Here is a 22,938-nt window from a genome sequence, read left to right as displayed (position 1 = left end):
AAAGGGGCGTTTCGCCATGCAGATCACCAATGGAATGGCCGCCATCGTCACCGGCGGCGCTTCGGGCCTGGGCAAGGCGTCGGCCAGGGCGCTTGCGGACGCGGGCATGAAGGTCGCGATCTTCGACCTGAACGAGGAAGCGGGCGAAGCGGTCGCCAGCGACATTGGCGGCCTGTTCTGCAAGGTCAACATACTGGACGAGGATTCGGTGTTGGCCGGCTTTGAAAAGGCCCGCGCCGCCCATGGACAGGAGCGCGCGCTGATTCATTGCGCGCAGGTGTCCAAAGGCGGCAAGACCGTCAGCCGCGACCGGGAAACTGGTGGCTTCAAGCGTTTTTCGACCGAAGATTACGCCTTCAGCGCGATGGGCATCCTGGTCGCCAGTTATCGCATGGCGTCGATTTCCGCGATGGGCATGGCGGCGGTCGAACCGCTCAATGACGATGGCGAGCGTGGCTCGATCGTGCTGACCAGTTCTGCCGCCGCGCAGGATGGCCAGGTTGGCCAGATCGCTTATGGTTCGCTCAAGGCGGGCGTAAACGGCCTGGTGCTGCCGATGGCGCGCGATCTGATGGATTTGGGCATCCGCGTCAATTCGGTGATGCCGGGCATTTTCGCCACTCCGCCGATGCTGGGCGTGAAGGACAGCGCGCCGCAGATTTTCGAAAATCTGGAAAAGTCGGTGCCCTTCCCCAAGCGTCTCGGCAAGCCGGAAGAATTTGGTTCGCTGATCGTGGAACTGGTCAGGAACAGCTATTTCAACGGCCAGAATCTGCGGATCGACGGCGCCATCCGTATGCCGCCCCGTTAAGCGTCCGACATGGCGCGATCTTTCGAAGACCGGGCGGCGGCGCATGATCCGCCGCCCGGCTTCGTACCCATTTCCTTCACCGACGGCTTTCTGGGGCATAATGGTCCCATCTACGCACGGCGCGTGGACGACACGGTCCTGTTCGGCTGCCGGGTGCTGCCCTATTTGTGCAATCCTATGGGCGTCGTTCATGGCGGTTGGGTGGCCACGCTGTTCGATGTCATATTGCCGCTGACGGCGCGTTATACGGCGGGGTTCGAGGAGCGTTTTTTGCTGACCGTGCAGATGGGTGTCGATTATCTGGCTGGTGCGAAACTGGGCGACTGGATCGAAGGGCGCGCGCAGGTGTTGCGCACGACCAGGCGCATGATCTTCATCCAGGGGACGCTGGAAGTGGATGGTGCGCTGACCGCGCGGGGCAGCGGCATCTTCCGCATCGGCCCGCCCGCGCCGCCGACCCTTCTTGAACAATCGGGCAGGCAGGCATGAAGCGGGGCGTAGCATGAGCCGTTCGCTCGTCGATATATTGACGCTCGAACGGTCCGGTCCCGACAATTTTCGTGGCTGGGCGGCCAACCCGGACGCGCCGCGCATCTTCGGTGGCAGCGTGGTCGCGCAGGCGTTGATGGCCGCCGCCGCCACGGTGGACGGACGCGCCTGCCATTCATTGCACGCCTATTTCATTCACCCTGGCGATGGGACCAGGCCGATCCTGTTCGAGGTCGATCGCGCCCGTGATGGCGGCATGTTCGCGACCCGGCGCGTCGTCGCGCTCCAAGACGGGCGTCAGATACTCAACATGGCCGCTTCTTTTCAGGCGACGGCCACCGGCCTGTTCGATCATCAACATGCGATGCCCGCCGACGTTCCTGGCGTGGATGCGCTGAGCGACGATGACCTGCGCGGCGCGGCGATCGGACTGCAATTGCGCAACAGTTGCCTGCCGCGTCCGGGCATGACGGCGGACGTGCGCCCGCCCCATCATGCAATGTGGTTCCGCAGTCGCCTGCCATTGGGTGACGATCCGGCGATGCATCAGGCGGCGCTTGCCTATGCGTCTGATTATCCGCAATTGCCGACCATCGTGCAGCCGCATCCCGTCACCTGGCGTACTCCGGGCTTTCAGTTCACCAGCCTCGACCATAGCCTCTGGTTCCATCGCCCGTTCGACTTCACCCGCTGGCATCTGTGCAGCCTGGACACGCCGATCAGCGCGGGGGAACGTGGCCTCAGCCGGGGCACGATATACGACGTCGACGGCCTGCTGGTCGCGTCAGTCGCGCAGGAAGCGATGATCCGTATGCGCGGCTGAGGCGATTATGCGCCCCGGAACACGGGTTTGCGCTTTTCCAGAAATGCCGCGACACCTTCTGCATGGTCGGCCGTTCGCCCCGCTTCGCGCTGATGGATGCGCTCCATCCGCAATGTGTCGGTCAGCGACTGGTTCATCGCCATCGCAATCCCTTGGCGCATCAGGCCATAGGCGACGGTTGGTCCGGCCGCCAGCCGCGCGGCCATGGCGCGGGCCGTGTCCATCAGTGCCGCATCCTCGACCACCTGATAGATCAGCCCCCATTCCAGCGCCAGATCGGCGGGAACAGGATCGCCCAGCATCATCATTGCGGTCGCGCGCGCCTTACCCGCCAGGCGCGGGAGCAGCCATGTCGCCCCGACATCGGGCACCAGCCCGATATTGGCGAAGGGTTGCAGGAAATAGGCCGATCGCCCGGCGATGACGATGTCGCCTGCCAGCGCATAGCCGCACCCGCCGCCGGCCGCGGCGCCGTTGACCGCCGTCACGAGCGGACAGGGCAAGCGCACCAACCGTTCCAGCACGGGATTGAACCCGCTTTCCAGCCCTGCGCCCATGTCTCGCGCCGCGTCTGCGCCGCCGCGCCCTTCCGCCGACAGGTCAGCGCCCGAACAGAAAGCCCGGCCATTGCCGCTCATCAGCAGCACCCGCGCGCCTTCGTCGGCAACCCGGTCGAGTGCGTGCATCATCTCATCCAGCGACTGCTGCGACAGGGCGTTGAGCTTTTTGGGCCGGTCGATCGTCAGCGTGGCGATGCCGTCCGCGATGGCGAAGGCGATATGGTCGTAGGTCATGGGCTCTCCGATCAGCGCGCGATCGGCAGCAGCCACGGACCACCCTTTTCGATGGCGGCGAGATAGGCTGGGCGAACCGTTACCCGCGCCAGCCAAGCGCGCAGCCGGGGCCTGGCGCCGACCGCACCGAACTGGTCCGCTACAGCCACGACATAGCCGAACTGGATGTCGGCAGCACTAAAGCCGGACGCCAGCAAATAGTCCCGGCCGTCGAGCTTCGCCTCGATCTCCGCCATCGCCCCGTCGACGATTTCCAGCCCATAGGCGCGCCCACGCGATGGCGTGTCGCCGCCGCCCGCCATCATCAGCATGATGACGCCCATCATGGCGGTGCCTTCCCCCGCGTGCAGCCATTCCAGATATTCCGCCCAATCGGCGTCGGCGGGCGACCGGCCCAGTCGTCCGCCGCCCAGTTTGGCGGCCAGATATTCCAAGATCGCCCCCGATTCCGCGATCACCGCGCCGTTATGTTCGATCACCGGCGACTTGCCCAGCGGATGCGCCTGTTTCAATTCAGGCGGGGCGCGAAAGCTTTTGGGGTCGCGATGATAGGTCGCCATCTCATAAGGCTCGCCCAATTCCTCCAGCAGCCACAGGATGCGGGTCGACCGCGAATAATCCAAGTGATGAACCTTCACCATGGCTTTTCTCCACTAATTTGATGCTCGTGCCTGTAAATCGCGTCGGTGCGGCACAGGCATGGACGGCCATCGTAAGCCGACCAAAACCAAGAGTTCGCCACCGATAGATGCGATCAGTTTTCATCGCCTAATGACGCCATGTCGATGACGAAGCGATATTTAACGTCGGATTTCTCCATCCTCTCAAAAGCATGATTGATGTCCTGGATCGCAATGGTTTCGGTATCGGGCAGGATGTTGTTGGCGGCGCAAAAGTCCAGCATCTCCTGTGTTTCGGGCAGACCACCAATGGCCGATCCCGCCACGGATTTCTGGCCGCCCACCAGCAGGCCGCCATGGAATGACGGGATCATGTCGATCGCGCCGACGACCACATGCACGCCGCGCGGGGCCAGCAACATCAGATAGGGGCCGACATCATGCGCCACGGGAATCGTATCGAGCACCATGTCGAAACTGCGTGCGGCGCCCTTCATCGCGTCCTTGTCGGACGATATGAGGACTTTGTGCGCACCCAGCGCCAGCGCATCGTCCGCCTTGCTCGGAGAGGTCGTCACCACGGTCACTTCCGCGCCCAGTCCCACCGCCAGTTTCACGCCCATATGGCCAAGGCCGCCCAGCCCGGCGACCGCCACCCGGCTGCCCGGTCCGACCCGCCAGTGGCGCAGTGGCGACCATGTCGTGATGCCTGCGCACAGCAACGGCGCCGCGCGTTCCGGGTTCAGTCCATCGGGCAGTTTCAGGACGAAATGTTCGCGCACGACGATATGGTTGGAATAGCCGCCGAAGGTGGGCGATCCGTCGGTGCGATCCTTGCCATTATAGGTCGGGGTCGCCCGTCTGGCGCAATATTGTTCCTGTCCGCGCGTACATTCCGAACATTCCATGCAACTGTCGACCAGGCAGCCGATCGCGGCCATGTCGCCGACCTCGAACCGGGTCACATCCGCGCCGATTTCGGTCACCTGGCCAATGATTTCGTGACCCGGTACGCAGGGGTAAAGGCTGTTATGCCAGTCGTTGCGCGCCTGATGCAGGTCCGAATGGCACACGCCGCAATAACGGATGTCCACCCTTACGTCATTGGCGCGGAGCGCGCGCCGCGTGAAGCTGAAGGGGGCCATCGCGCTGTCGGCGGACAGGGCGGCATAGCCGGTCGCATGGGTCATCGTCATTTCTCCGTTCGATGGCCGTTCGTTACACGCCATGATAGGTCGCTTTGCGCCGTTCCAGAAATGCGGCGACGCCCTCGCGCGCGTCCGCTCCGGCCATCGCCACGCCGATCGCGGTCGCCTCAGCATCCAGATGGTTCGGCAGGGATGTGACATAGCTTTGTGCCAGCAATCGCTTCACCCCGCCAAAAGCCCCAGTCGGCCCGGCGGCGATGCGCGTGGCAATCGCGGCGGCTTCCTCTGTCAGCGTCTCATCGGCGATCGCGCGCGTCGCCAGGCCCAGATCCACGGCTTCCGCCGCATCCAGTCGCCGCCCCAGATAGGCCATTTCCTGCGTCGCGCGCAGCCCGATCAGGCGCGGCAGCAGCCAGGTCGCGCCGCCATCGGCGGTCAGGCCGATGCCGGTATAGGCCATGGCGAAGGAGGCCGACCGACCGACCAGCACCACGTCGCCGCTCGCCACCAGGCTTAGCCCCGCCCCGGCCGACGCGCCCTGTGCCGCGACGATGATGGGTGCGGGATGCTGCGCGAGCAACGCCAGCCCTTCGTGCAGCCGCCGCGCGAGGCGCTCGATGAAACCGGCCGGATCGCTTTCGCTGGCGAAACTGCGAATATCGCCGCCGACGCAGAAATTCTTGCCTTCCGCCCGGATCAGCACAGCGCGCACGCCGGGCGTGCCGGTCAGCCGTTCGACCACATGACTGAATCCGTCGATCAGTTCCCAGCTCATCGCATTGCCCGCCTCCGGCCGATTGAGCGTGATGGTGGCAAGCCCGTCTTCCAGGGTTCCGGTGACGAGATGGGTCATGGCGTGGCGCTCCTGTCGAAACTATGGCTGGTCTTGCAGGACATAGGTAGATAAGTCCAGCGGGAATGAATCATTCGCGCGGCGCGACGAAAAGGGTCTGATGCGCCTGGGCGAACGGACCGTCGCGGTCGGCCAATATCATGTCCGATCGCGCAACCCCCTGGCCTGCGCTGGCCGTGCGCGCGTCGATCAACAGCCATTCGCCAACGGGTTCGCGCACCAGATGCACCGCAATGTCCAGATTGGCATAGGTCCAGGTCTCCCCGTCCAATTCGCTGCCCAGGCCGCCGCCGAAATCCCCCAGGATCGCGGTACGCACCAGCGGCGACAATGCGACGCCCCGCACATGCTCATGCCCGAATTTGACCCATAGGACGCCGGGGCCGGGCACGCGCAACCCGCCCTGTATCAGCCGCGTTTCCATTGATCCGCCAAAGGCCTTGTCGCCCATGAAATCGCTGGGCGGGACGGTCTCTGGGGGTGGGTAGTCGCCGGGAACGGCGATGACCGGCGTATCGGCCTTGCGCACGCGCAGCGCCGTCGCGCGGGCGACGACACGCCTGGCGATCAGCAGTTCCGCTTCGACCATCTGGATGCGCCGCCCTTCGCGCACAATCCGTGTACGACCGATGGTGGGCGCCAGATCGGCGGCGGACAATATGTCGATCGTCAGGCGGGCGGTACTCATCGTGGCAGGCGCAGGCGCCTGTTCGATCAGATGGGTCAGCAATCCGCCAAGCGCGACGCCGTTCTGCTTGCCCCGTTCCCAGGGACTGGCGGCCAGTTCTGTCGGCACAAAGGCGTCGCCATCGGCTGCGTAAAAATGCGCGGTCATGCACGCACGCCGATGACGGCCCTCGTCTTGATGGCAAGCTGTTCCATTATCCCCCTCATCGCTGTCCCTACTGGCACGAATATGCCCTTATAAAGTTGACTACGTTACCTATGTCTATGTCGCGCGCAACTTTTACCTTGTCGGCGAACGGTGTGCCGGTTTACCGCAACGCGACGAGACAGGATGGCTTCCCTTGGAAAGGACTAAGATGACCGCAGCGCCGATATTTGACCTCACAGGCCGGGTTGCTCTCGTAACCGGCGCGTCGTCTGGCCTGGGCGAGCGCTTCTCGCACATACTGGCCGATGCGGGCGCCGCGGTTGTCCTGGCGGCGCGGCGCACGGACCTGCTGGAGGCGACCAGGGCCGCGATCCAGGCCAAGGGGGGCCGCGCCATCGCCGTCGCCATGGACGTCGCCGACGAAGCATCGACCATCGCCGCCTATGACGCGGCCGAGGCGGCGTTCGGCACGGTCGACACGATCATTGCCAATGCGGGGATGAACAGCGAAGGGATGACGACCGACCTGCCGGTGGAGGAGTTTGATCGCGTCATGGCCGTCAACCTGCGCGGCCCGTTCCTGACCGCGCGCGAAGGGGCACGTCGGCTGATGGCGGCGGGCAGCCCGGAAAAACAGCATGGCCGCATCGTCATCACCTCCTCCGTTACCGCGCACAAGGTCGACGCCGGGCTCGCCGTCTATTCTGGATCGAAGGCGGGCGTGCTTCAGATGGGGAAGGTCATGGCCCGCGACTGGGTTCGCAAGGGCATCAACGTCAACATGATCTGCCCCGGCTATATCAAGACCGCGATCAACGGCGCCTGGTTCGATACGCCGGCGGGCGAGCGCCAGATCCAGAAATTTCCCCGCCGTCGCATGATGGAGGAAAGCGATCTCGACGCGATCCTGCTGTTCCTGGCGTCCGATGCGTCCCGCGCGGTGACGGGCACGCATATCACGATCGATGATGGCCAGTCGCTCTGACCTTCGCGTTCAAGGATTTCGCTCGATGGCCCGACCCGATCCCGCCCTGCTCGATCTGACACGCTATCCCTTTCGCCATGTCATCACGACGCGCTTTGCCGACATCGATCCCAATCACCACATCAACAATGTGGCGATGGCCGCCGCATTCGAAGACGCCCGCGCCCGGTTCGACGTGGCGCAGGGGCATCTGGAGACCATGGGCCACGCGCGCACGATGATCGTGGCCAATCATATCGACTATGTCGGTGAAGCCCTTTATCCCGCCCCGCTCGACATGTATGTCGGCGTGCTCGACCTGGGCCGGTCGAGCTGGACGCTGGCCTGTCTCGCCACGCAGGAGGGGCGGGTGTGCGCCTTTGCCAAGGCGGTGCTGGTCGGAACAGTGGACGGCAAGGGCGCGCCATTGCCCGAAACATTCCGCGCGGCGCTGGATCGGATGCGGGTGCGCATGGAAGACCGATCATGAGCGGCCCGCTGACGGGCATCCGTATCATCGAATTTGCCGGCCTTGGTCCCGGCCCCTTTTGCGGCATGATGCTGGCCGATCATGGAGCGGACGTCATCCGTATCGCCCGCCCGCGCGCGCCCGGCCTGTTCGATGATCTCGACCGCCATGACGTGCTGGCCCGCTCCCGCCGTCTTGTGAATGTCGACATGAAGACCGACGCAGGCATGGCGGTGGTGCGCGACCTGTGCCGGTCGGCCGACGGCATTGTCGAAGGCTATCGACCCGGCGTCATGGAACGGCTCGGCCTTGGTCCCGAAAGGCTGATCGCGGACAATCCCGCACTGGTCTATGGCCGCGTGACCGGCTGGGGACAGGACGGCCCGCTTGCCCAGGCGGCGGGTCACGACATCAACTATATCGCGATCAATGGCGTCCTCCATACGATCGGGCGGCAAGGCGGCAAACCGACCCCGCCGGTCAATTATGTCGGCGATTTCGGCGGCGGCGGCATGGTGCTGGCGTTCGGCATGGTCGCTGCGCTGCTCGCGGTGAAGAACGGCGCGGCGGGGCAGGTGGTCGATGCCGCCATGATCGACGGCTCCGCGCTGCTCGCCGGCATGGTCTGGCAACTCAAGGGCGCGGGCCTGTGGGATGAAAGCACGGGCGCGAACTGGCTGGATTCCGGCGCGCATTTCTACGATAGCTATGCCTGCGCTGATGGCAAATTCATCGCCCTGGGCGCGATCGAGCCGCAATTTTACGGACTGCTGCGTCAGGCGCTGGGCGTCGCCGACGATCCGGCTTTCGACGCGCAGATGGACCGTACCGCCTGGCCAGCGCTAAAGGACCGGGTCGCCACCATCATCGCCACCCGGACTCGCGCCCAATGGTGCGAGGTCATGGAGGGCACGGACATTTGCTTTGCCCCCATCCTGTCCCCCGATGAAGCGCTGGATCATCCTCATGTCCGGGCGCGCGGCACCTTCATCGATGTCGGCGGCCAGCCCCAGCCTGCGCCCGCGCCCCGCTTTTCGGGCGCACCGGCCGACCCGCCGCGCCCGACACGGCCTGCGGGCAAAGATGCCGCCTACGTGCTGGCCGCCATCGGCTATGATGACGATCGGATCGCAACGCTGCTGGCGTCGGGGGTGGTCCTTTAAGGCGCACTAGGCTCCCCGGTGAATCAGGGCGGGCGTTTCTCGCGGAAACTGGCGATCCACTCGGCCAAATCCGGTATGGCAAAACGGTCCTTGAGCAATCGCTACCCGCGCATCGCTATATAGTCTCCCATCGGTTCAGCCGTCGGCCGCCAGCGCCCGTGCCCGTTCGCGCAGCACATTCTTCTGCACCTTGCCTGCGGCCGACAGGGGCAGGGCGTCGAGAAAATCGAAACTGCGTGGCAGCTTGAACCCGGCGATCAGGTTCCGGCAATGGGCGGTGAGCGCTTCGGGCGTCGGGCTGGTCCCGGCACGCGGCACGATCACGGCATGAACCCGCTCGCCCCATGTCTCGTCGGGCGCGGCGATCACCGCGACCTGCGCGACGTCGGGGTGGCTCGACAGCGCATTCTCGACCTCCGCCGAATAGACATTTTCGCCGCCGGTTATAATCATGTCCTTCAGCCGGTCGATCACGGTCACATAGCCTTCGGCATCCATCCGGCCCAGGTCGCCGGTGTGCATCCATCCGCCGCGCGTCGCCTCCGCCGTAGCCTCTGGCATGTTCCAATAGCCCATCATGACGATCGGCCCGCGTGCCACGATCTCGCCCACATCGCCGCGCGGCACTTCGCGGTCTTCGCCATCGACGATCCGCACCTCGCAGGTCGCACTCGCCCGGCCCGCCGATCGCAGCCGACCTTTCGCGCGCGCTGCCGGTCCATGATCCTCATGCCCCAGCACGGTCGCGACCGGCGACAATTCGGTCATGCCATAGGCCTGGCAGAATTGCGCATTGGGAAAGGCCGCCATCGCCCGATCCAGCAGCGCCTCGTCGATCGAGGACGCCCCATAGCGGATGCGCTGCACGCCGTTGACGTCGAAATCGGCAAAGCGCGGATGCTGCACCATCATCCGCAACATGGTGGGCACCAGGAAAAATTCGGTCACGTCCCAGCTTGCGATCGCTTCCAGCATCGCCAGCGGTTCGAACGCGGGCAGGAACAGGTTGCAGCTACCTGAATGGAGCGCGATCAACAGGCCCGACAGCGCACCGATATGGAATAGCGGCGCGCTATGCAGATAGCGCGCGCTGGCATGGCCTTCACCGCTCGCCATAGATCCCAGCGCCGACGCCACCAGATTATTGTGGCTCAGCATCACGCCCTTGGGAAAGCCGGTGGTGCCGCCGGTATAGAGGATTGCGGCCAGATCCTCGCCCCGGCGCATTGCGTCCTCGACGGGGTCGGCGCGTGCCAGCCATGCTTCCAGCGCGATGGCGCCATCACCGCAGTCCCCGGTCACCACCACCGTTTCGATCCCTTCGCAATGGGTGCGGATGGCGGGCAGCATCGGCGCAAACAGCGGGTCGACGATCAGGAAGCGGGTCTGGCAATTGTCCAGCGAATAGCCGATCTCCTGCGGGGTCCAGCGCAGATTGACCGGGTTGATGACACCGCCTGCCCACCACGTACCCAGCAGATAGACCAGGAAATCGCTGCCATTGGGCGCCAGCATCGCGACCCGGTCGCCCGGTTGCAATCCGCCCGCGCGCAGCGCGCCCGCAAAGCGCGCGACACGATCACGTAGCGCAATCCATGTCATCATGCCATGCCGGTCGCGCGCCGCAGGGGCATCGGCCGCGCGTTGCATCATCCGGTGCAGGCTTTGAGTCAGGTACATCCGCTTCTCCGTCCCGCGCCTCTGTCCGGGCGCTGGAATGACCTATCTTAGGCACAGCCGCCCCGCAAAGAGAAGCCTCTCGGCATCAGCCCCGACGGGCTGCCCGCCCCACTATGGCATAGCAATAGACCGCCAGTGCGGCCATGACGCTGGCGCACAGCAGATAGGGCAGGGGCTGGCCGATTTGGTACAGGCCGATGCCGATCGACGGTCCCAGGACGAAACACAGGCCGTTGACTGCGGTGACATGGCCCGCAACGACGCCCTGCTCCTCTTCCCGGACGGCCAGCGATGCTCCGGCGGTGAAGCCCGGTCGCAGAAAGCCAAAGCCGAGCGAGGCGATGGCGAAGGCGATGGCCAGCGCGTGCAGGTCATGCGCCAGCGCGCACCCCGCCGCGCCAACCGCCGCCATGATTGATCCCCATATCAGCATCGGCGGCGGCTGCATCCGCAACCGGGGTATGATCCCCCATTGCGCCAGCAAGGCCGCGCCCGCGCCCGCCATCAGCACCATGCCGATCAACGGCTGCGCCTCGCCAGGGGAATTGGCCAGGCGATCGATGACCAGGAACGCCATCGTCTGCCCGGCGATGGCCTGGGCATGGCCTGACACCAGCCCCGCAACGATCCAGGGGCGGATGCGCGGGTCGAACATGGGCACGCGCACGGCGCCAGGCACCTGATTGCGGGCGATTATCGCTTCGTCGCCCGGCTCATATCCGATGACGGGATCGCTCGCCGCTCTGCCGCGCGCCGTCCCCATGCCCTGCGGCAGGCGAATCTGCACGACAATGAACATGGCGACGCCCAGCAGCGCAAAGGCATAAAGCGGCCCGGCCAGCCCGACGAAGGGCAGCACGAAAAAGGGAGCCAGCGCCGGGCCGATGATGGTGCCCAGGCCAAAGGCGGAAGCAAGCAGGCTGAGCGCCGCCGTCCGGTTGCCGCGCGATGTCCCGGCGACCACCATCGCCTGCGCGGCGGGTGGCGCGGCGGCGCCGAAGCCGCCATAAAAGCCCCGTCCGATCACGAACAAGATGAAGGCGACGGCTGCGGAGATCCAGCCCCTTATCCCGGCCGTCAGCGCCAGGGCGCAGATCATCATCGACAGGGTGAAGCCCGCCATGCCGATCAGCACCATCGGTTTTGCCCGGCGATCGTCCAGCCGCCTGGCCCAGAAAGGCGCGACCACCGCCCACAGCAGCGCCGACAGCGAAAATGCGATCGCGATCAGCGCGTCGGGCAGCCCGATCGTCCGCCCGATAGCGGGCAGCACCGATTGCAGGCCGGTATTGCCGATCGCCACGCACAGCATGACGCAGAACAGCAATATCTGGTCATGCCGCGCATCTTTTCGGGTGAATGTCACGATGGTTCCTTGTGTATCCGGCCCGGATGTTCGGTGCTGGCATTTGGCATGGCGGAAGCAGGCGGCGAAGGCGTCTCGTGAACGTGTCGTCGCGCCATCCCGGCTTCACCGATCGGCGGCTGCGCGCCCCTGGTGACCAGCCGCATGATTTCGTGCCGGATCGTATCGAACGGCATCGCGGGGTCCAGCTTGCCCGCCATCTGCAACACGATCAGTCCATGGATGCCGGCCCAATAGGCGTGACCCAGCACGACCGGGTCGCCCTGCACCAGGCCAGCGGCGATCATGTCATCGACATAGGCGGTCAATGTGCGGCGGGACCGCCGCTCGGCGACGCGCAGCGCCTCGGTCTTTTCCGCTTCCGGCTGGGAAAAGGCGAACATGAGTTGATAGGCATGGGGTTCGGCAAAGGCGAAGTCGACATAGGCCTGTCCCACCGCGCGGGAACGATCCCACAGGTCCGTCGTGCTGGCATAGGCCGCCTCGACCCGATCGGAAAAGCGATCATGCGCGGCCGCGCGCGTCACGGCCAGCAATTCATTCTTGTTACGGAAATAGCGATAGAGCGAGGCTGCGGTCCAGCCCAGTTCCGCCGCGATCGAACGCAGCGACGTGGCGGCCAGCCCGCGCGTCGCAAACTGTTCTTCAGCCACCGCCCGAATCCGGGCGCGACATTCCAGAACCTGATCCTCGGTGAGCAGAACGGCCATGCCGCTTGTCATAATCAACACCGTTCGTTATGCAATGATAAACAGTGTTTAGTATCTCGGAGAGGACAAGGGCATGAGCGCATTCAGGGATGGTCTGTTCAACGGCAAAAGCGTGTTCGTCGCAGGCGGCACCAGCGGCATCAATCTGGGAATCGCGCAGCGTTTCGCGGCGCTGGGCGCCAAGGTCGGCGTGATAGGGCGCGACCCTGACAGGGCGGCCAGGGCCGCGGCGAGCATCGGTGAGGGCGCGCTTGGCCTGTCCGCCGACGTGCGCGATTATGCGGCCACCCGCGCCGCAATGGAGCAGGTGGCCGCCGCCCATGGCGCGTTCGACGTGGTCGTATCGGGCGCTGCCGGCAATTTCCTCGCCCCCGCGCTCAATATGTCCGCCAATGCCTTCAAGACGGTGGTCGACATCGACCTCAATGGCACCTTCAACGTGTTTCGCGGCGCGCATGATCTGCTCAACAAACCGGGTGCGTCGCTGATTGCGATCACCGCCGGCCAGGCGATCAACGCTTCGCCGCTTCAGGCCCATGCCTGCGCCGCTAAGGCGGGCATCAATCAGCTTGTGCGCGTATTGGCGATGGAATGGGGGCCGGACGTGCGCGTCAATGGCATTTCACCCGGCCCGATCGAAAATACCGAAGGCATGGCCCGCCTGGCCCCCGACGCCGCCAGCCGCGCGGCCTATTATGAGCGTATCCCGATGCGTCGCTGGGGCGAGATTGATGAAATCGCCGAAGCGGCGGTGTTCCTGAGCAGTCCGTCGGCCGGCTTCATCACCGGCACGATCCTGGACTGCGACGGGGGATCGCAACTGGGCGACGCCAGCCGCCAGAGCCTTGAACGCGGCATGGGATGAGGATGTCGGTTCGCCCCGCAACCGGCGACACCATCACCGACCGCGGCTGCGCGTGGGGGTGGCGCTTCGCGACGACACCCGATATGGATGCGGCAGAATAGAGGAACCTCAATTGACCCCGACTCCGCAGAGCGAACTCGACACCATCCGCGCGATGGCCCGTGCCGACCATGCCCAACGCCTGACCAGCGCCTATAATCCCTATCCGTCGGGCACCGACAAGGCGGCGGCATGGGATGCGGGCTGGCGCGAGGAAAATGAAGCGTGGCACCGGCTGGACGAAGAAATCGTCAAGCTTCCCCGTTTTCGCGTGCGGGTGGAAATCATATCGGGCGCGGGGCCGGACGCCCGCCCGCTCGCCACGCTGGAGCGCGCCGATCTTGCGATGTTCTTCGTCTCTCAATTGCGCCGCGATGGCGATGCTGCGGTCATATGGGACAGCCCGGAAGCCCGCGCTCGCTTCCCCGACGAAGCCGCAGTCGTCATCCGCGCCACGCATGAGGGCGATGGCGGCATGTTCGACTGAGGCCGTGGCGTCGGCACTGGGCGGACGCTCCAAATGACATCAAAGGCCGCTCGCCTTACCGGCTGGCGGCCAGCGGCATGGCGTCGCCCACAAGCGCTGTGGGCGCCTGCACAATACGTGCGCGCAGAAATTCGCCCGCTGCCTTGCCGATCTGGTCCAGCGCGATATTGCCGGTCCCGCTGGTCCCGAAATAGCCCTTCAGCACGAACAACAGTCCGTTGATGTTGGGCAGGTCGTGCCGCTCGACCGTCACAGACGGGTCCAGCCCCATAAGCTGCGCCAGCCTGTCCGCGTCCAGCGTGTCGCGCAACCACGGCCATATCTCCGGCCGTTGCACCCACAGGCCGATATTGGCGTTCGCGCCCTTGTCGCCCGATCGCGCATGGACCAGCGATCCCAACAGGACGGCGCGGGTGTCGCCCGGCGGCGCCGCGGGCGCAGGACCGGCGGGGGCAGGGGCGGAAAAGGGCGTCACAGGCGGCATCGCCACCGCCATCTGCGGCCCGTCGACAAAGACGACCCGATGGTCCAGGTCCGCCTGCCGCACCAGCCCCGGCCAGAAATGAACGCGCGGCTGTGGCGGTCCTGCACCATCGCCCTGAAATCCGGGGATGCCGCCCAGCCCGAAGGATGCATAGCCCGCCAGCAGTTTCGACAGGCTCGACCGGTTCTGTGCGGCGGCGGCGATGCGGATCGCGACGGTCGCTTCCGCCTCGCTCGCCGGATCGGTTATGGGCTGGCCCAGTGGCTCGAAATGGAATTCGTCGAGCGCAAGATCGGCTTTCATCGCCTCCAATTGCACGCGCAGCCATTCTGCTTTCTCGCGCCAGTCCGGGCCAGTGGCAAATCCCCAGATCATCGCCCGCCAGCCATGCTGGTAGAAACAGCCGACCTTGGTCGTCTCCGGCGCCGGGCCGCCGCGAACGCCGCTCATCTGCACCCGGTCCGGGCCTTGCTGGCTGAGCGCGACCGAATCGATATGCAGCACGACGTCGGGGTTCAGATAGTGCGTGCCCTGGATCTCGTACATCAACTGCGCGGTGACGGTATCGACCGTGACTACGCCTGCGTCGCCCGCGCGCTTGGTGATGACCGCGCTGCCGTCCGCGCCAATTTCCGCGATCGGAAAGCCCAGTCGCGTAGGCGCGCCCAGTTGCGTAAAGCCCGAAAAATTGCCGCCCATCGCCTGCGGCCCGCATTCGATGATATGGCCCGCCGCAACGCTGCCGGCCAGCGCGTCCCAATCATCCTTCGCCCAGCCATGCCACCATGCCGCTGGTCCCAGCACCAGCGAAGCGTCCGACACCCGCCCGCAAATCACGATGTCCGCTCCTTGCTCCAGCGCGGCTGCGATGCCCCAGCCGCCCAGATAGGCATTGGCCGCCAGCAGCCTGCCGGCAATCGGTCCGATCGCTGCGCCATCGTCCAGATGGGTGAGTTGTCCTCCCCCCGCCAGCACGGGCACCCGGCCCAGCAGGTCGTCGCCCTCGACATAGGCGACGCACAACGCCAGTCCCTGCGCCGCCGCCTCGCGCGCGATAAGAGTCGCCAGCCCGGCAGGGTTGAACGCGCCTGCATTGGTCACGACCTTGACCCCGCGTTCGGCGATCCGCCCCAGTTCGGGCGTGATCTGGCGCAGGAAGATGTCGGCATAATAGCCCGCCAGCGCTTGCGGCTTGCCTGCGCCGCAAAAACCCTCCGCCACGCGCCCCATCGTCATTTCCGCCAGATAGTCGCCGATGGCCACGTCGATCGTCTCGTCGGCGATCACATCGGCGAAGGCGCCGATATAATCGCCGAGCGCGCCGGAAAAATTGGCGACACGGATGGGGGCTTTGGTCATATCGACTCTCCAGTGCGGCTTTTGTATGTGAATACATACTTATGCTATTTGATGTCGGGAAGAAAGGAATTTGCATGGCGGATGCTCCGGCGGCTAAGGCTCCACCCCGGCGGCGGGACCGTGCGGCGAGCCGTCGCGCGTTGCTCGACGCGGGCATCGCGCTGTTTTCGCAGCAGGGTTATGACGCGGCGACGACCCGCGCCATCGCCGCCCGTGCGGGCCTCAACGAACAACTCATCACCCGCTATTTCGGGGGTAAGGCGGGGCTGCTCACCGCGGTCTACGCGCATTTCCTGGAACAGCGCGACAATGACGCCGCCTATGCCGCGCTGCCCTTGGCCGCTTCGGCCGGCGAGGAGATTGGGCGTTTCCTGCACTGGAAGCATGAGCATCTGCACGCCATCGCCAGCCTGATGCAGATCGTGCTGCCGCAACTGGTGCGCGACCCCGCGCTTGCGCCCGGTTTCGACAATGGCATCACCCAGCGCGGCGCCGTCATCTTGGCCGATCGGCTGGATGCGCTCAAGGCCATGGGCAAGGTCAGGGCTGATGCGGACACAGCGCGCGTTGCTCAACTGGTCATATGGCAATCGCTCTCTCTGTCCTTCCTCATGCGCCGCTTCGCGGGCGATCGCGACCGCGAAATCCTGCGCCTGATCGACATTTTCGCGCAGGAAATGGGGGCAGGACTGGCCGGCGGCTGAATGCCTATCATGGCATGACCGCACCTATCAGCCGCGCGCATGGAGCGGCCGATCGAGGATCGTCAGGGGAGCCAACATCACTAGCTAAGTATACCTTGTTCCGATATAGGTCCGAGCGCCCGCCGATCCGTAGTGCGGGCGCGAACGACAGAGTATGGGAGTGGGAGACGCCGATGGATGCCGAAAGCTTTGCCGATCGCAGCCTGAGCCAGGCTTTTGCCCTGGGCGCGCGCACCCATGCGTCAAGCTGGGCGGCGGTGTCGTCTCAGGTGCGCGCGGGCACGCAGAGGCTGGCCCAGCTGCATGAACAAGGGCTGCGCTTTGGCGAACATCTGCGCGCCCACGGCATCGGGCCGGGCGACATCGTCGCGGTGCAACTGCCCGCCTGGATCGAATGGATGATCGCGGCGGTCGGCATCGCCCATGCTGGCGCGGTGCTGTTGCCGGTCGTATCCATCTATGGCGCAAAGGAACTGCGGTTCATCCTCGCCCAGTCGGGCGCGAAGCTGATCGTCACGCCAGACCGCTGGCGCAAGGCGGACTATGCGCAAACGCTGGCGGAGGTGGGGCGTCTTCCCGCGCTCGCCACCCACGTCATGATCGGCGACGCCGCGCCCGGCACCGTGCCCTGGGAAGCGATGCTGGCGCCCATAGCGGTCGGACCGGCAGCGCCGCGCAGCCCAGACGCGCTGGCGCTGCTGGTCTATACGTCCGGCACCACCGCGGACCCCAAGGGCGTCAAACATTCCGCCCGCACCATATTGTCGGAAATCGACGCCGTCGCCTGGTCCCGCCGCGATCTGGGGGCGGAGGTCGCCTTCTGCCCCTGGCCGCCCGGCCATGTCGCTGGCGCGCTGCAACTCATGCGCTTTCTCGTCACCGGCACGCCGGTAGTGCTGATGGATCAGTGGGAGCCGGGCGAGGCGGCCATGCTGGTCGAAAAATATCGCATCGTCTCCTCCTCCTTCACGCCCTTCCACCTGTCCGGCCTGCTTGATGCGGCCGAGCGGGACGGGCGCGATCTGTCGAGCCTGCGCAGCTGCATGGTCGGCGCGGCGCCTGTGCCACCCACCCTTATCACCCGCTGTTCAGCGCAAGGGTTGAAAACATATCGCTGCTACGGATCGAGCGAACATCCCACCGTCACCACCGGCCATCCCGACGATATCATGGAAAAGCGGCTGACGACCGAAGGGCTGCCGATGCGCGGCACGGAACTGGACTTTGTCGATGATGACGGTCAGCGGGTTCCCGAAGGGATGGAGGGCGAACTGGTCGTGCGCGGTCCCGAACTGTTCCTTGGTTATCTCGACGATTCGCTCAACTCCGCCGCCTTTCTGCCGGGGGGCTGGTTCCGCACCGGCGATATCGGGCGGCTGGACCAGGACGGCTTCCTGATGATTACAGACCGCAAGAAGGATGTCATCATTCGCGGTGGCGAAAATATCTCCTCGCGCGAGGTGGAGGATCTGTTGTTTGCGCATCCCGCTATCGCGGAAGCAGCCGTGGTCGCCGCGCCGGACGAACGCATGGGCGAAATTGTGTGCGCCTATGTCGTGCCCCGGCCCGGCGCCAGCGTGGACCTGGAATCGGTGCGCACTCATTTCGCGCAGGCCGGCATCGCCCGGCAAAAGACACCCGAACGGTTGATCGTCGTGGATGATTTCCCGCGCAACAGCACGGGCAAGATATTGAAACATGAATTGCGCGCCCAGGCGCGTGCGCAGGCAGGAAAGGAAGCGGCATGAGCGATCTGGTTACCGTCGAAAAGGAAGATGGCGTCGCTATCGTCACGCTGAACCGACCAGGCGCGATGAACGCGCTGTCGAAAGCGCTGCGCGCGCGGCTCTATCATGTCATGAAGCAGATTGACGGCGACGACGATGTGCGCGCGGTCATCCTGACGGGTGCTGGCGAACGGGCCTTCACCGCGGGTCTGGATTTGAAGGAATTGGGGTCGGAACCCGGCGCGCTGGGTGCGGCCAATGCGGAAGGGGCGGACGAAAATCCGGTCAAGGCGATCGAAATCTGCTCCAAGCCGGTGATCGGCGCGATCAACGGCGTCGCCATCACCGGCGGCTTCGAAGTGGCGCTGGCCTGCGACATATTGATCGCGTCGACCAATGCCCGCTTTGCCGACACCCATGCCCGCGTCGGCATCCTGCCGGGCTGGGGCTTGTCGCAGAAATTGTCGCGTATCATCGGCATCAGCCGGGCCAAGCAATTGTCGTTCACCGGCAATTTTCTGGACGCAGCCACCGCGGAACGCTGGGGTCTTGTCAATCATGTCGTCGCCCCGGACGAACTGATGCCGCTCGCGCGCAGGCTGGCCGCCGACATGGCCAGTGTCGAACCACGCATGATGGTCGCCTATAAAGACTTGATCGACAAGGGTTATGCCGCCAGCTTTGGCGAGGGATTGGCGATCGAACATTGCATTTCATCGTCAGCCAATGGCAAGGTGACGCCGCAAGATGTGGAGGCACGCCGTCTGGCGGTACAGGCGCGCGGTCGCGGGCAGTAAGCGACAGCAGAATCGGGGGACGGGTGAACGAAACGGCCTTTTTCGAACGGGACGGTTCGTCGTTCGTTCCGCAGGAGGCTGCGCGCGGCTGGTGGCGACATGATTCGCTGCATGGACGCGCGCTGGTGGGGCTGATGGGCGCGCATATCGCAGACCGGCATGGGGCCGCCGACATGCTGCCCGCCCGTTTCACGATAGATATGTTCCGGCTTGCGCCCTTCGCCCCGGCGCGGATCGACACGCATGTCGTCCGCACGGGCCGACGCATGGCTCTGGTCGAAGCGACGATGGTCGTGCAAAATGAGGCGGTCGCGCGCGCGACGATGCAGTTTCTGCGTCCTGCCGATCCGCCGCCCGGCCAGGTCTGGGGACCGGCGCCCTGGGACGCGCCCGATCCCGAAAGCCTGTCGCCTCTGTCAAATGGCAAACATATTCGCCATTTCGAGATCCGCACATTTGCCGGGCATCTGGGCGCCGTGGCGCCCAAGCGGCTGTGGATGCGCGAAACGCTTGCGCTGGTCGCGGGCGAGCCGCTTGGTCCCTATGCGCGCGCCGCGCTGGCCGCCGATTTCGTCAGCGCCTTCGTCCATGCCGGCGATGCGGGCATCCGTTATATCAACAGCGACGTCACCCTGCACCTCCACCGCCTGCCCAAGGGCGAATGGATCGGGTTCGAAGCGACCGGGCATGAGGCGTCGGGCGGCATCGCGGTCGGCCATTGCCGCATACACGATCGCGACGGCGCGCTGGGCTTTATCGCCTGCACCGCGCTCGCGAACGAGCGGCGTTAACGCCCGTCCTGCGGCGCCGGTCGCATGGACCGCCCGCGCCCCAACATGGCCAGCAGCAGCAGGACGGCGACCACCAACCCCGCCATCGCGAAATATTGCCCGCGCAGCCCGAACATCGCCCGCACCGGGGCCAGCACGAATGGACTGGCCGCTCCGCCCAGATACATGCAGGTCATCATCAGCCCTACCGCATGGGGCACCACATCGGCGGGCGCGCGCTGCATCGTCCATGTCCACAAGGTCGTCAGTCCCATGCCGACCCCGATGCCGCTGATGCCCAGCCCCAGCGCGAATTGCCATTGCGCCTGCGCGGAACCGACGATCAGCATCGATCCAGCCACCATCAGAAACACGATCCGCATCGCGTTCACCGGCGTAAATCGACTGGCGACATAACCAAAGCCCACCGACGCCAGGGTGACGGCGGCGGCATTGACCATGAACACGGCGGCGATGCGGGCATGGCTGGTAATGCCCGCGTCGCTCATCAGGAACGTCGTCTGCACGTTGAACAACAGCATCAGGACGAACAGTCCCAGCGCGATCAGATAGACAGGCGTCACCGGCGCCAGCCGGCGCAGCCGCGCGACATGACCCATCTGCGTGCCAAGCGGCGGCGGCGCGGCGGCGGGCAGGGCGTGCAGCGACAGCACCGGCGCCAGGAGCATGATGCCAACCAGCCCATGCAGCAGGAAGGGCGCGCGCCACCAGAGCGAAGCGACCTGCCCCGCGATGAACAGGAAACCGATCGCCGCAATGGCGCCCGCGCTCACCAGCCAGCCGTTCATGCGCGCGCGATCTTCGCCGCTGAACCAGGCCGCAATCAGCGTGGTGCCACATGTTATCATCGTGCCGATGGCGCATCCCATGACGAAACGGCTGCCCAGCAGCAGCAGCGGCTGATCGATAAAGGCGCCCGCGCTGCCGAACAGCGCGAACAGGACCAGCGCGCATAGATGCACCGGGCGGATGCCGACCGATGCGATCAGCAGGCCCGAAAACAGGCCCGAAATCATCACCCCCAGCATCGGCAGGGTGCTGGCCAATTGCGCCAGAAACTGCCCGTGCGCGCCGCCGCCCAGCATGTCGGCCAGATCCGCCAAAATCGGCGGCAGCGCGTCGTAAAGCAGCGCAGCGGCGGCATTCCCGCTCAGGATCGCCGCGATCAGCAGGCTGCGCCGCGCAGGCGACAATTGGCGCGCGGCCGATGGGCCGGTATCGGCATGGGCGGGGTCGGCACTGTGCATCCTGCTCTCCTTGGCTGGCGCGCGCTCCGCCTTTCCCGCGCCCGCGTTAGCGGGACAGGAAAGCGGCCAGGCGCCCGTTCATGATGTTCACTGCGTCGGCCATGATTCTGTCGATCAGTTCCTGGCAGCTTGGAATGTCGTGGATCAGCCCCTGGACCAGGCCCGCGGTCCAGATGCCATGATCGGGATCGCCATTGTCCAGCCCTTCCTTGCCGCGCGCGCCCTTGACAAGATGGGCCACCGCTTCAAAGGGCAAACCCTGCGCTTCGGCGGCGAGCACCTCTTGCGTGATCGCATTCCTCGCCACGCGCGCGCTGTTGCGATAGGTGCGAAAAATCAACGCGGTGGAGCGTTCGTCCGCGTTCACCATCGCCTGTTTGATATTGTCGTGGATCGGCGCTTCCCTGGTGGCGCAGAAGCGCGTGCCCATGTTGATGCCCTCTGCGCCCAGCGCCAGCGCGGCGACCAGCCCGCGTCCGTCACCAAAGCCGCCGCTGGCGATCATGGGAATGGTCACCTTGTCCGCCGCTGCGGGGATCAGGATCAGGCCGGGAATATCGTCCTCGCCCGGATGGCCCGCACATTCGAACCCGTCGATCGAAATGGCGTCGACGCCCATTTTCTGCGCCGACAGCGCATGGCGCACCGCCGTGCATTTATGCACGACCCTGACCCCGTGGGCCTTGAAGGCGTCGACATGCTCCTGCGGCTTGTATCCGGCGGTTTCGACGATGCCGATGCCTTCGTCGATGATCGCCTGTCGATATTGCGCATAGGGTGGCGGGCTGATCGACGGCAATATGGTCAGGTTCACGCCGAACGGCTTGTCGGTCATGGCGCGGCATCGCGCGATTTCACGGCGCAGATCGTCGGGCGTTGGTTGGGTAAGGGCGGTAATCATGCCAAGTCCGCCGGCGTTGGATACTGCCGCCGCCATCTCCGCCGTGCCTACCCATTGCATCCCGCCCTGCACGATCGGATGCTCGATCCCGGCCAGTTCGGTGAAGCGCGTGCGAATGCGCGCGCCGGTGTGCGGGGCGATGGTTTGTGATTCGACTGGCGACATGCGCTCCCTCCCGCTATTCATCTTTGATCCTTCTTGCCGCGCATCCCGTTATGAGGCAAGATATTTAACTAGGTTACAGGAGTATGCGCCCATCTCTGAGCAACTGACCGATTGCGAACGCACGATCAGCCTGCGTATCAGCCTCGTGGCACGGTTGCAGCGCAAGCGGTTCGACATGCGCGCGCGCACCATGGGCATGACCCTGGCGCAATGGCGCGCAATCTACGCGATCAGCCGCGCGCAGGGCGCGACACAGCGGTCCATTGCCGAAGCGATGGATGTGGGCGACGTGACCGCCGGGCGTCTGGTCGATCGCCTGGCCGAAAAGGGCTGGATCGAGCGGCGCGTCGATCTTGACGATCGCCGTGTGCACCGCCTGTATCTCACCCCCGCCGCCGGGCCGTTGCTGGAACAATTGTCGATGCTGGGCGAAGATGAGCAGCGCAACCAGCTGACTGGCGTAAGCGCGCAGGAGCTTGCGCGCATGAGCGACGTGCTGGACCGGATGATCGCCAACCTGGAACAGGCGGACATGCCGTTGCTGACACCCGACCATATGGCAATCGAATAACCTATATCACTAAGTCACATTGCTCTTTTGCTATTTCTTTGCGATGGGATTACCCGATTCCCCGATGGCGACAGGT

The 22,938-nt window shown here is 65.1% G+C and carries 24 protein-coding genes; 13 read left to right on the top strand and 11 right to left on the bottom strand.

Translation table 11 applies throughout. The features are described 5' to 3' along the window. Positions 1-16 precede the first annotated feature (16 nt). The 3 genes from V473_RS18530 to V473_RS18520 are packed head-to-tail and all read left to right on the top strand — an operon-like array spanning position 17 to position 2,123. Positions 17-811, top strand: a complete 795-nt coding sequence (locus V473_RS18530; RefSeq protein ID WP_066608526.1) for an SDR family oxidoreductase — start codon at positions 17-19, stop codon at positions 809-811. A gap of 9 nt (positions 812-820) precedes the next feature. Then, the gene (locus tag V473_RS18525; protein WP_066608524.1) at positions 821-1,300 is read left to right on the top strand and encodes a PaaI family thioesterase; all 480 of its coding nucleotides are present in this window, start codon (positions 821-823) and stop codon (positions 1,298-1,300) included. A gap of 13 nt (positions 1,301-1,313) precedes the next feature. Further along, positions 1,314-2,123: an acyl-CoA thioesterase gene (locus tag V473_RS18520; protein WP_066608523.1), complete on the top strand. Its 810-nt coding sequence runs from the start codon at positions 1,314-1,316 to the stop codon at positions 2,121-2,123. A gap of 5 nt (positions 2,124-2,128) precedes the next feature. On the opposite strand, the gene V473_RS18515 is transcribed toward V473_RS18520, so the two are convergent. From V473_RS18515 to V473_RS18495, 5 genes are all read right to left on the bottom strand, one after another. Continuing rightward, positions 2,129-2,917: an enoyl-CoA hydratase-related protein gene (locus V473_RS18515; protein ID WP_066608800.1), complete on the bottom strand. Its 789-nt coding sequence runs from the start codon at positions 2,915-2,917 to the stop codon at positions 2,129-2,131. A gap of 11 nt (positions 2,918-2,928) precedes the next feature. Then, on the bottom strand, positions 2,929-3,558 hold the full coding sequence (locus V473_RS18510; RefSeq protein ID WP_066608520.1) for a glutathione S-transferase family protein: 630 nt from the start codon (positions 3,556-3,558) through the stop codon (positions 2,929-2,931). Between the two features lie 113 nt (positions 3,559-3,671). After that, positions 3,672-4,727 (bottom strand): NAD(P)-dependent alcohol dehydrogenase, encoded by a 1,056-nt coding sequence (locus tag V473_RS18505; RefSeq protein WP_066608798.1) that lies wholly within the window; start codon positions 4,725-4,727, stop codon positions 3,672-3,674. Positions 4,728-4,755: 28 nt separating this feature from the next. After that, on the bottom strand, positions 4,756-5,538 hold the full coding sequence (locus V473_RS18500; protein ID WP_066608518.1) for an enoyl-CoA hydratase/isomerase family protein: 783 nt from the start codon (positions 5,536-5,538) through the stop codon (positions 4,756-4,758). 70 nt (positions 5,539-5,608) lie between these two features. Next, positions 5,609-6,373 carry a thioesterase family protein gene (locus V473_RS18495; RefSeq protein WP_066608515.1) on the bottom strand — a complete coding sequence of 255 codons (765 nt, stop codon included), beginning with the start codon at positions 6,371-6,373 and terminating at the stop codon, positions 5,609-5,611. 208 nt (positions 6,374-6,581) lie between these two features. Between V473_RS18495 and V473_RS18490 the strand changes: the two genes are divergently transcribed. Genes V473_RS18490 through V473_RS18480 form a run of 3 tightly spaced genes read left to right on the top strand, consistent with a single transcriptional unit; the run spans position 6,582 to position 8,969 of the window. Continuing rightward, positions 6,582-7,358 carry an SDR family NAD(P)-dependent oxidoreductase gene (locus V473_RS18490; RefSeq protein WP_066608513.1) on the top strand — a complete coding sequence of 259 codons (777 nt, stop codon included), beginning with the start codon at positions 6,582-6,584 and terminating at the stop codon, positions 7,356-7,358. Between the two features lie 25 nt (positions 7,359-7,383). Further along, positions 7,384-7,827 carry an acyl-CoA thioesterase gene (locus tag V473_RS18485; protein WP_066608510.1) on the top strand — a complete coding sequence of 148 codons (444 nt, stop codon included), beginning with the start codon at positions 7,384-7,386 and terminating at the stop codon, positions 7,825-7,827. Then, positions 7,824-8,969: a CaiB/BaiF CoA transferase family protein gene (locus tag V473_RS18480; RefSeq protein WP_066608507.1), complete on the top strand. Its 1,146-nt coding sequence runs from the start codon at positions 7,824-7,826 to the stop codon at positions 8,967-8,969. The genes V473_RS18485 and V473_RS18480 overlap by 4 nt, the downstream gene beginning before the upstream one ends. 135 nt (positions 8,970-9,104) lie before the next feature. On the opposite strand, the gene V473_RS18475 is transcribed toward V473_RS18480, so the two are convergent. From V473_RS18475 to V473_RS18465, 3 genes are all read right to left on the bottom strand, one after another. Then, positions 9,105-10,649, bottom strand: a complete 1,545-nt coding sequence (locus tag V473_RS18475) for a long-chain-fatty-acid--CoA ligase (protein ID WP_066608501.1) — start codon at positions 10,647-10,649, stop codon at positions 9,105-9,107. Positions 10,650-10,734: 85 nt separating this feature from the next. Beyond that, the gene (locus tag V473_RS18470) at positions 10,735-12,015 is read right to left on the bottom strand and encodes an MFS transporter (protein WP_244884493.1); all 1,281 of its coding nucleotides are present in this window, start codon (positions 12,013-12,015) and stop codon (positions 10,735-10,737) included. Next, complete coding sequence (locus V473_RS18465) at positions 12,012-12,725, bottom strand: TetR/AcrR family transcriptional regulator (protein ID WP_066608496.1); 714 nt, start codon at positions 12,723-12,725, stop codon at positions 12,012-12,014. The genes V473_RS18470 and V473_RS18465 overlap by 4 nt, the downstream gene beginning before the upstream one ends. A 73-nt stretch (positions 12,726-12,798) precedes the next feature. Here V473_RS18465 and V473_RS18460 point away from each other — a divergent pair, with 73 nt between their 5' ends. Together V473_RS18460 and V473_RS18455 are read left to right on the top strand one after the other, a co-directional pair. Then, a complete protein-coding gene (locus V473_RS18460; RefSeq protein ID WP_066608494.1) occupies positions 12,799-13,590 on the top strand; it encodes an SDR family oxidoreductase in 792 nt (263 codons plus the stop codon). A 112-nt stretch (positions 13,591-13,702) separates the two neighbouring features. Further along, the gene (locus V473_RS18455; RefSeq protein WP_066608492.1) at positions 13,703-14,116 is read left to right on the top strand and encodes a hypothetical protein; all 414 of its coding nucleotides are present in this window, start codon (positions 13,703-13,705) and stop codon (positions 14,114-14,116) included. 55 nt (positions 14,117-14,171) lie between these two features. Here the strand turns inward: V473_RS18455 and V473_RS18450 are convergent, their stop codons facing one another. Continuing rightward, positions 14,172-15,959: an acyclic terpene utilization AtuA family protein gene (locus V473_RS18450; RefSeq protein ID WP_066608488.1), complete on the bottom strand. Its 1,788-nt coding sequence runs from the start codon at positions 15,957-15,959 to the stop codon at positions 14,172-14,174. 74 nt (positions 15,960-16,033) lie between these two features. On the opposite strand from V473_RS18450, the gene V473_RS18445 reads away from it, so the two are divergent. From V473_RS18445 to V473_RS18430, 4 genes are all read left to right on the top strand, one after another. Next, positions 16,034-16,663 (top strand): TetR/AcrR family transcriptional regulator, encoded by a 630-nt coding sequence (locus V473_RS18445; protein WP_066608486.1) that lies wholly within the window; start codon positions 16,034-16,036, stop codon positions 16,661-16,663. A 173-nt stretch (positions 16,664-16,836) separates the two neighbouring features. Then, a complete protein-coding gene (locus V473_RS18440; RefSeq protein WP_066608483.1) occupies positions 16,837-18,411 on the top strand; it encodes an AMP-binding protein in 1,575 nt (524 codons plus the stop codon). Continuing rightward, complete coding sequence (locus V473_RS18435) at positions 18,408-19,187, top strand: enoyl-CoA hydratase (protein ID WP_148648451.1); 780 nt, start codon at positions 18,408-18,410, stop codon at positions 19,185-19,187. The genes V473_RS18440 and V473_RS18435 overlap by 4 nt, the downstream gene beginning before the upstream one ends. Positions 19,188-19,210: 23 nt before the next feature. Continuing rightward, entirely contained in the window at positions 19,211-19,978 is a 768-nt protein-coding gene (locus V473_RS18430) for a thioesterase family protein (protein WP_066608482.1), read from the top strand. Here the strand turns inward: V473_RS18430 and V473_RS18425 are convergent. Beyond that, entirely contained in the window at positions 19,975-21,225 is a 1,251-nt protein-coding gene (locus V473_RS18425) for an MFS transporter (RefSeq protein ID WP_082679211.1), read from the bottom strand. The genes V473_RS18430 and V473_RS18425 overlap by 4 nt on opposite strands. 46 nt (positions 21,226-21,271) lie before the next feature. Continuing rightward, positions 21,272-22,291, bottom strand: a complete 1,020-nt coding sequence (locus tag V473_RS18420; RefSeq protein ID WP_066608477.1) for an NAD(P)H-dependent flavin oxidoreductase — start codon at positions 22,289-22,291, stop codon at positions 21,272-21,274. 175 nt (positions 22,292-22,466) lie between these two features. Here V473_RS18420 and V473_RS24180 point away from each other — a divergent pair, with 175 nt between their 5' ends. Next, the gene (locus V473_RS24180) at positions 22,467-22,862 is read left to right on the top strand and encodes a MarR family winged helix-turn-helix transcriptional regulator (RefSeq protein ID WP_216628558.1); all 396 of its coding nucleotides are present in this window, start codon (positions 22,467-22,469) and stop codon (positions 22,860-22,862) included. Positions 22,863-22,938 lie beyond the last annotated feature (76 nt).

It is taken from the genome of Sphingobium cupriresistens LL01, from assembly GCF_001046645.1.
Lineage (GTDB): Bacteria > Pseudomonadota > Alphaproteobacteria > Sphingomonadales > Sphingomonadaceae > Sphingobium > Sphingobium cupriresistens.
The sequence above is the reverse complement of the archived record's forward strand: the minus strand, read 5'-3'. Positions and strand labels throughout refer to the sequence as shown.

Coding starts and splice junctions, on each gene's coding strand:
- V473_RS18515 (WP_066608800.1), bottom strand. CDS start 2,917: ATGACCTACGACCATATCGCCTTCGCCATCGCGGACGGCATCGCCACG.
- V473_RS18440 (WP_066608483.1), top strand. CDS start 16,837: ATGGATGCCGAAAGCTTTGCCGATCGCAGCCTGAGCCAGGCTTTTGCC.
- V473_RS18480 (WP_066608507.1), top strand. CDS start 7,824: ATGAGCGGCCCGCTGACGGGCATCCGTATCATCGAATTTGCCGGCCTT.
- V473_RS18510 (WP_066608520.1), bottom strand. CDS start 3,558: ATGGTGAAGGTTCATCACTTGGATTATTCGCGGTCGACCCGCATCCTG.
- V473_RS24180 (WP_216628558.1), top strand. CDS start 22,467: ATGCGCGCGCGCACCATGGGCATGACCCTGGCGCAATGGCGCGCAATC.
- V473_RS18465 (WP_066608496.1), bottom strand. CDS start 12,725: ATGGCCGTTCTGCTCACCGAGGATCAGGTTCTGGAATGTCGCGCCCGG.
- V473_RS18485 (WP_066608510.1), top strand. CDS start 7,384: ATGGCCCGACCCGATCCCGCCCTGCTCGATCTGACACGCTATCCCTTT.
- V473_RS18490 (WP_066608513.1), top strand. CDS start 6,582: ATGACCGCAGCGCCGATATTTGACCTCACAGGCCGGGTTGCTCTCGTA.
- V473_RS18435 (WP_148648451.1), top strand. CDS start 18,408: ATGAGCGATCTGGTTACCGTCGAAAAGGAAGATGGCGTCGCTATCGTC.
- V473_RS18495 (WP_066608515.1), bottom strand. CDS start 6,373: ATGACCGCGCATTTTTACGCAGCCGATGGCGACGCCTTTGTGCCGACA.
- V473_RS18525 (WP_066608524.1), top strand. CDS start 821: ATGGCGCGATCTTTCGAAGACCGGGCGGCGGCGCATGATCCGCCGCCC.
- V473_RS18450 (WP_066608488.1), bottom strand. CDS start 15,959: ATGACCAAAGCCCCCATCCGTGTCGCCAATTTTTCCGGCGCGCTCGGC.
- V473_RS18425 (WP_082679211.1), bottom strand. CDS start 21,225: ATGCACAGTGCCGACCCCGCCCATGCCGATACCGGCCCATCGGCCGCG.
- V473_RS18475 (WP_066608501.1), bottom strand. CDS start 10,649: ATGTACCTGACTCAAAGCCTGCACCGGATGATGCAACGCGCGGCCGAT.
- V473_RS18460 (WP_066608494.1), top strand. CDS start 12,799: ATGAGCGCATTCAGGGATGGTCTGTTCAACGGCAAAAGCGTGTTCGTC.
- V473_RS18530 (WP_066608526.1), top strand. CDS start 17: ATGCAGATCACCAATGGAATGGCCGCCATCGTCACCGGCGGCGCTTCG.
- V473_RS18445 (WP_066608486.1), top strand. CDS start 16,034: ATGGCGGATGCTCCGGCGGCTAAGGCTCCACCCCGGCGGCGGGACCGT.
- V473_RS18420 (WP_066608477.1), bottom strand. CDS start 22,291: ATGTCGCCAGTCGAATCACAAACCATCGCCCCGCACACCGGCGCGCGC.
- V473_RS18500 (WP_066608518.1), bottom strand. CDS start 5,538: ATGACCCATCTCGTCACCGGAACCCTGGAAGACGGGCTTGCCACCATC.
- V473_RS18505 (WP_066608798.1), bottom strand. CDS start 4,727: ATGACCCATGCGACCGGCTATGCCGCCCTGTCCGCCGACAGCGCGATG.
- V473_RS18520 (WP_066608523.1), top strand. CDS start 1,314: ATGAGCCGTTCGCTCGTCGATATATTGACGCTCGAACGGTCCGGTCCC.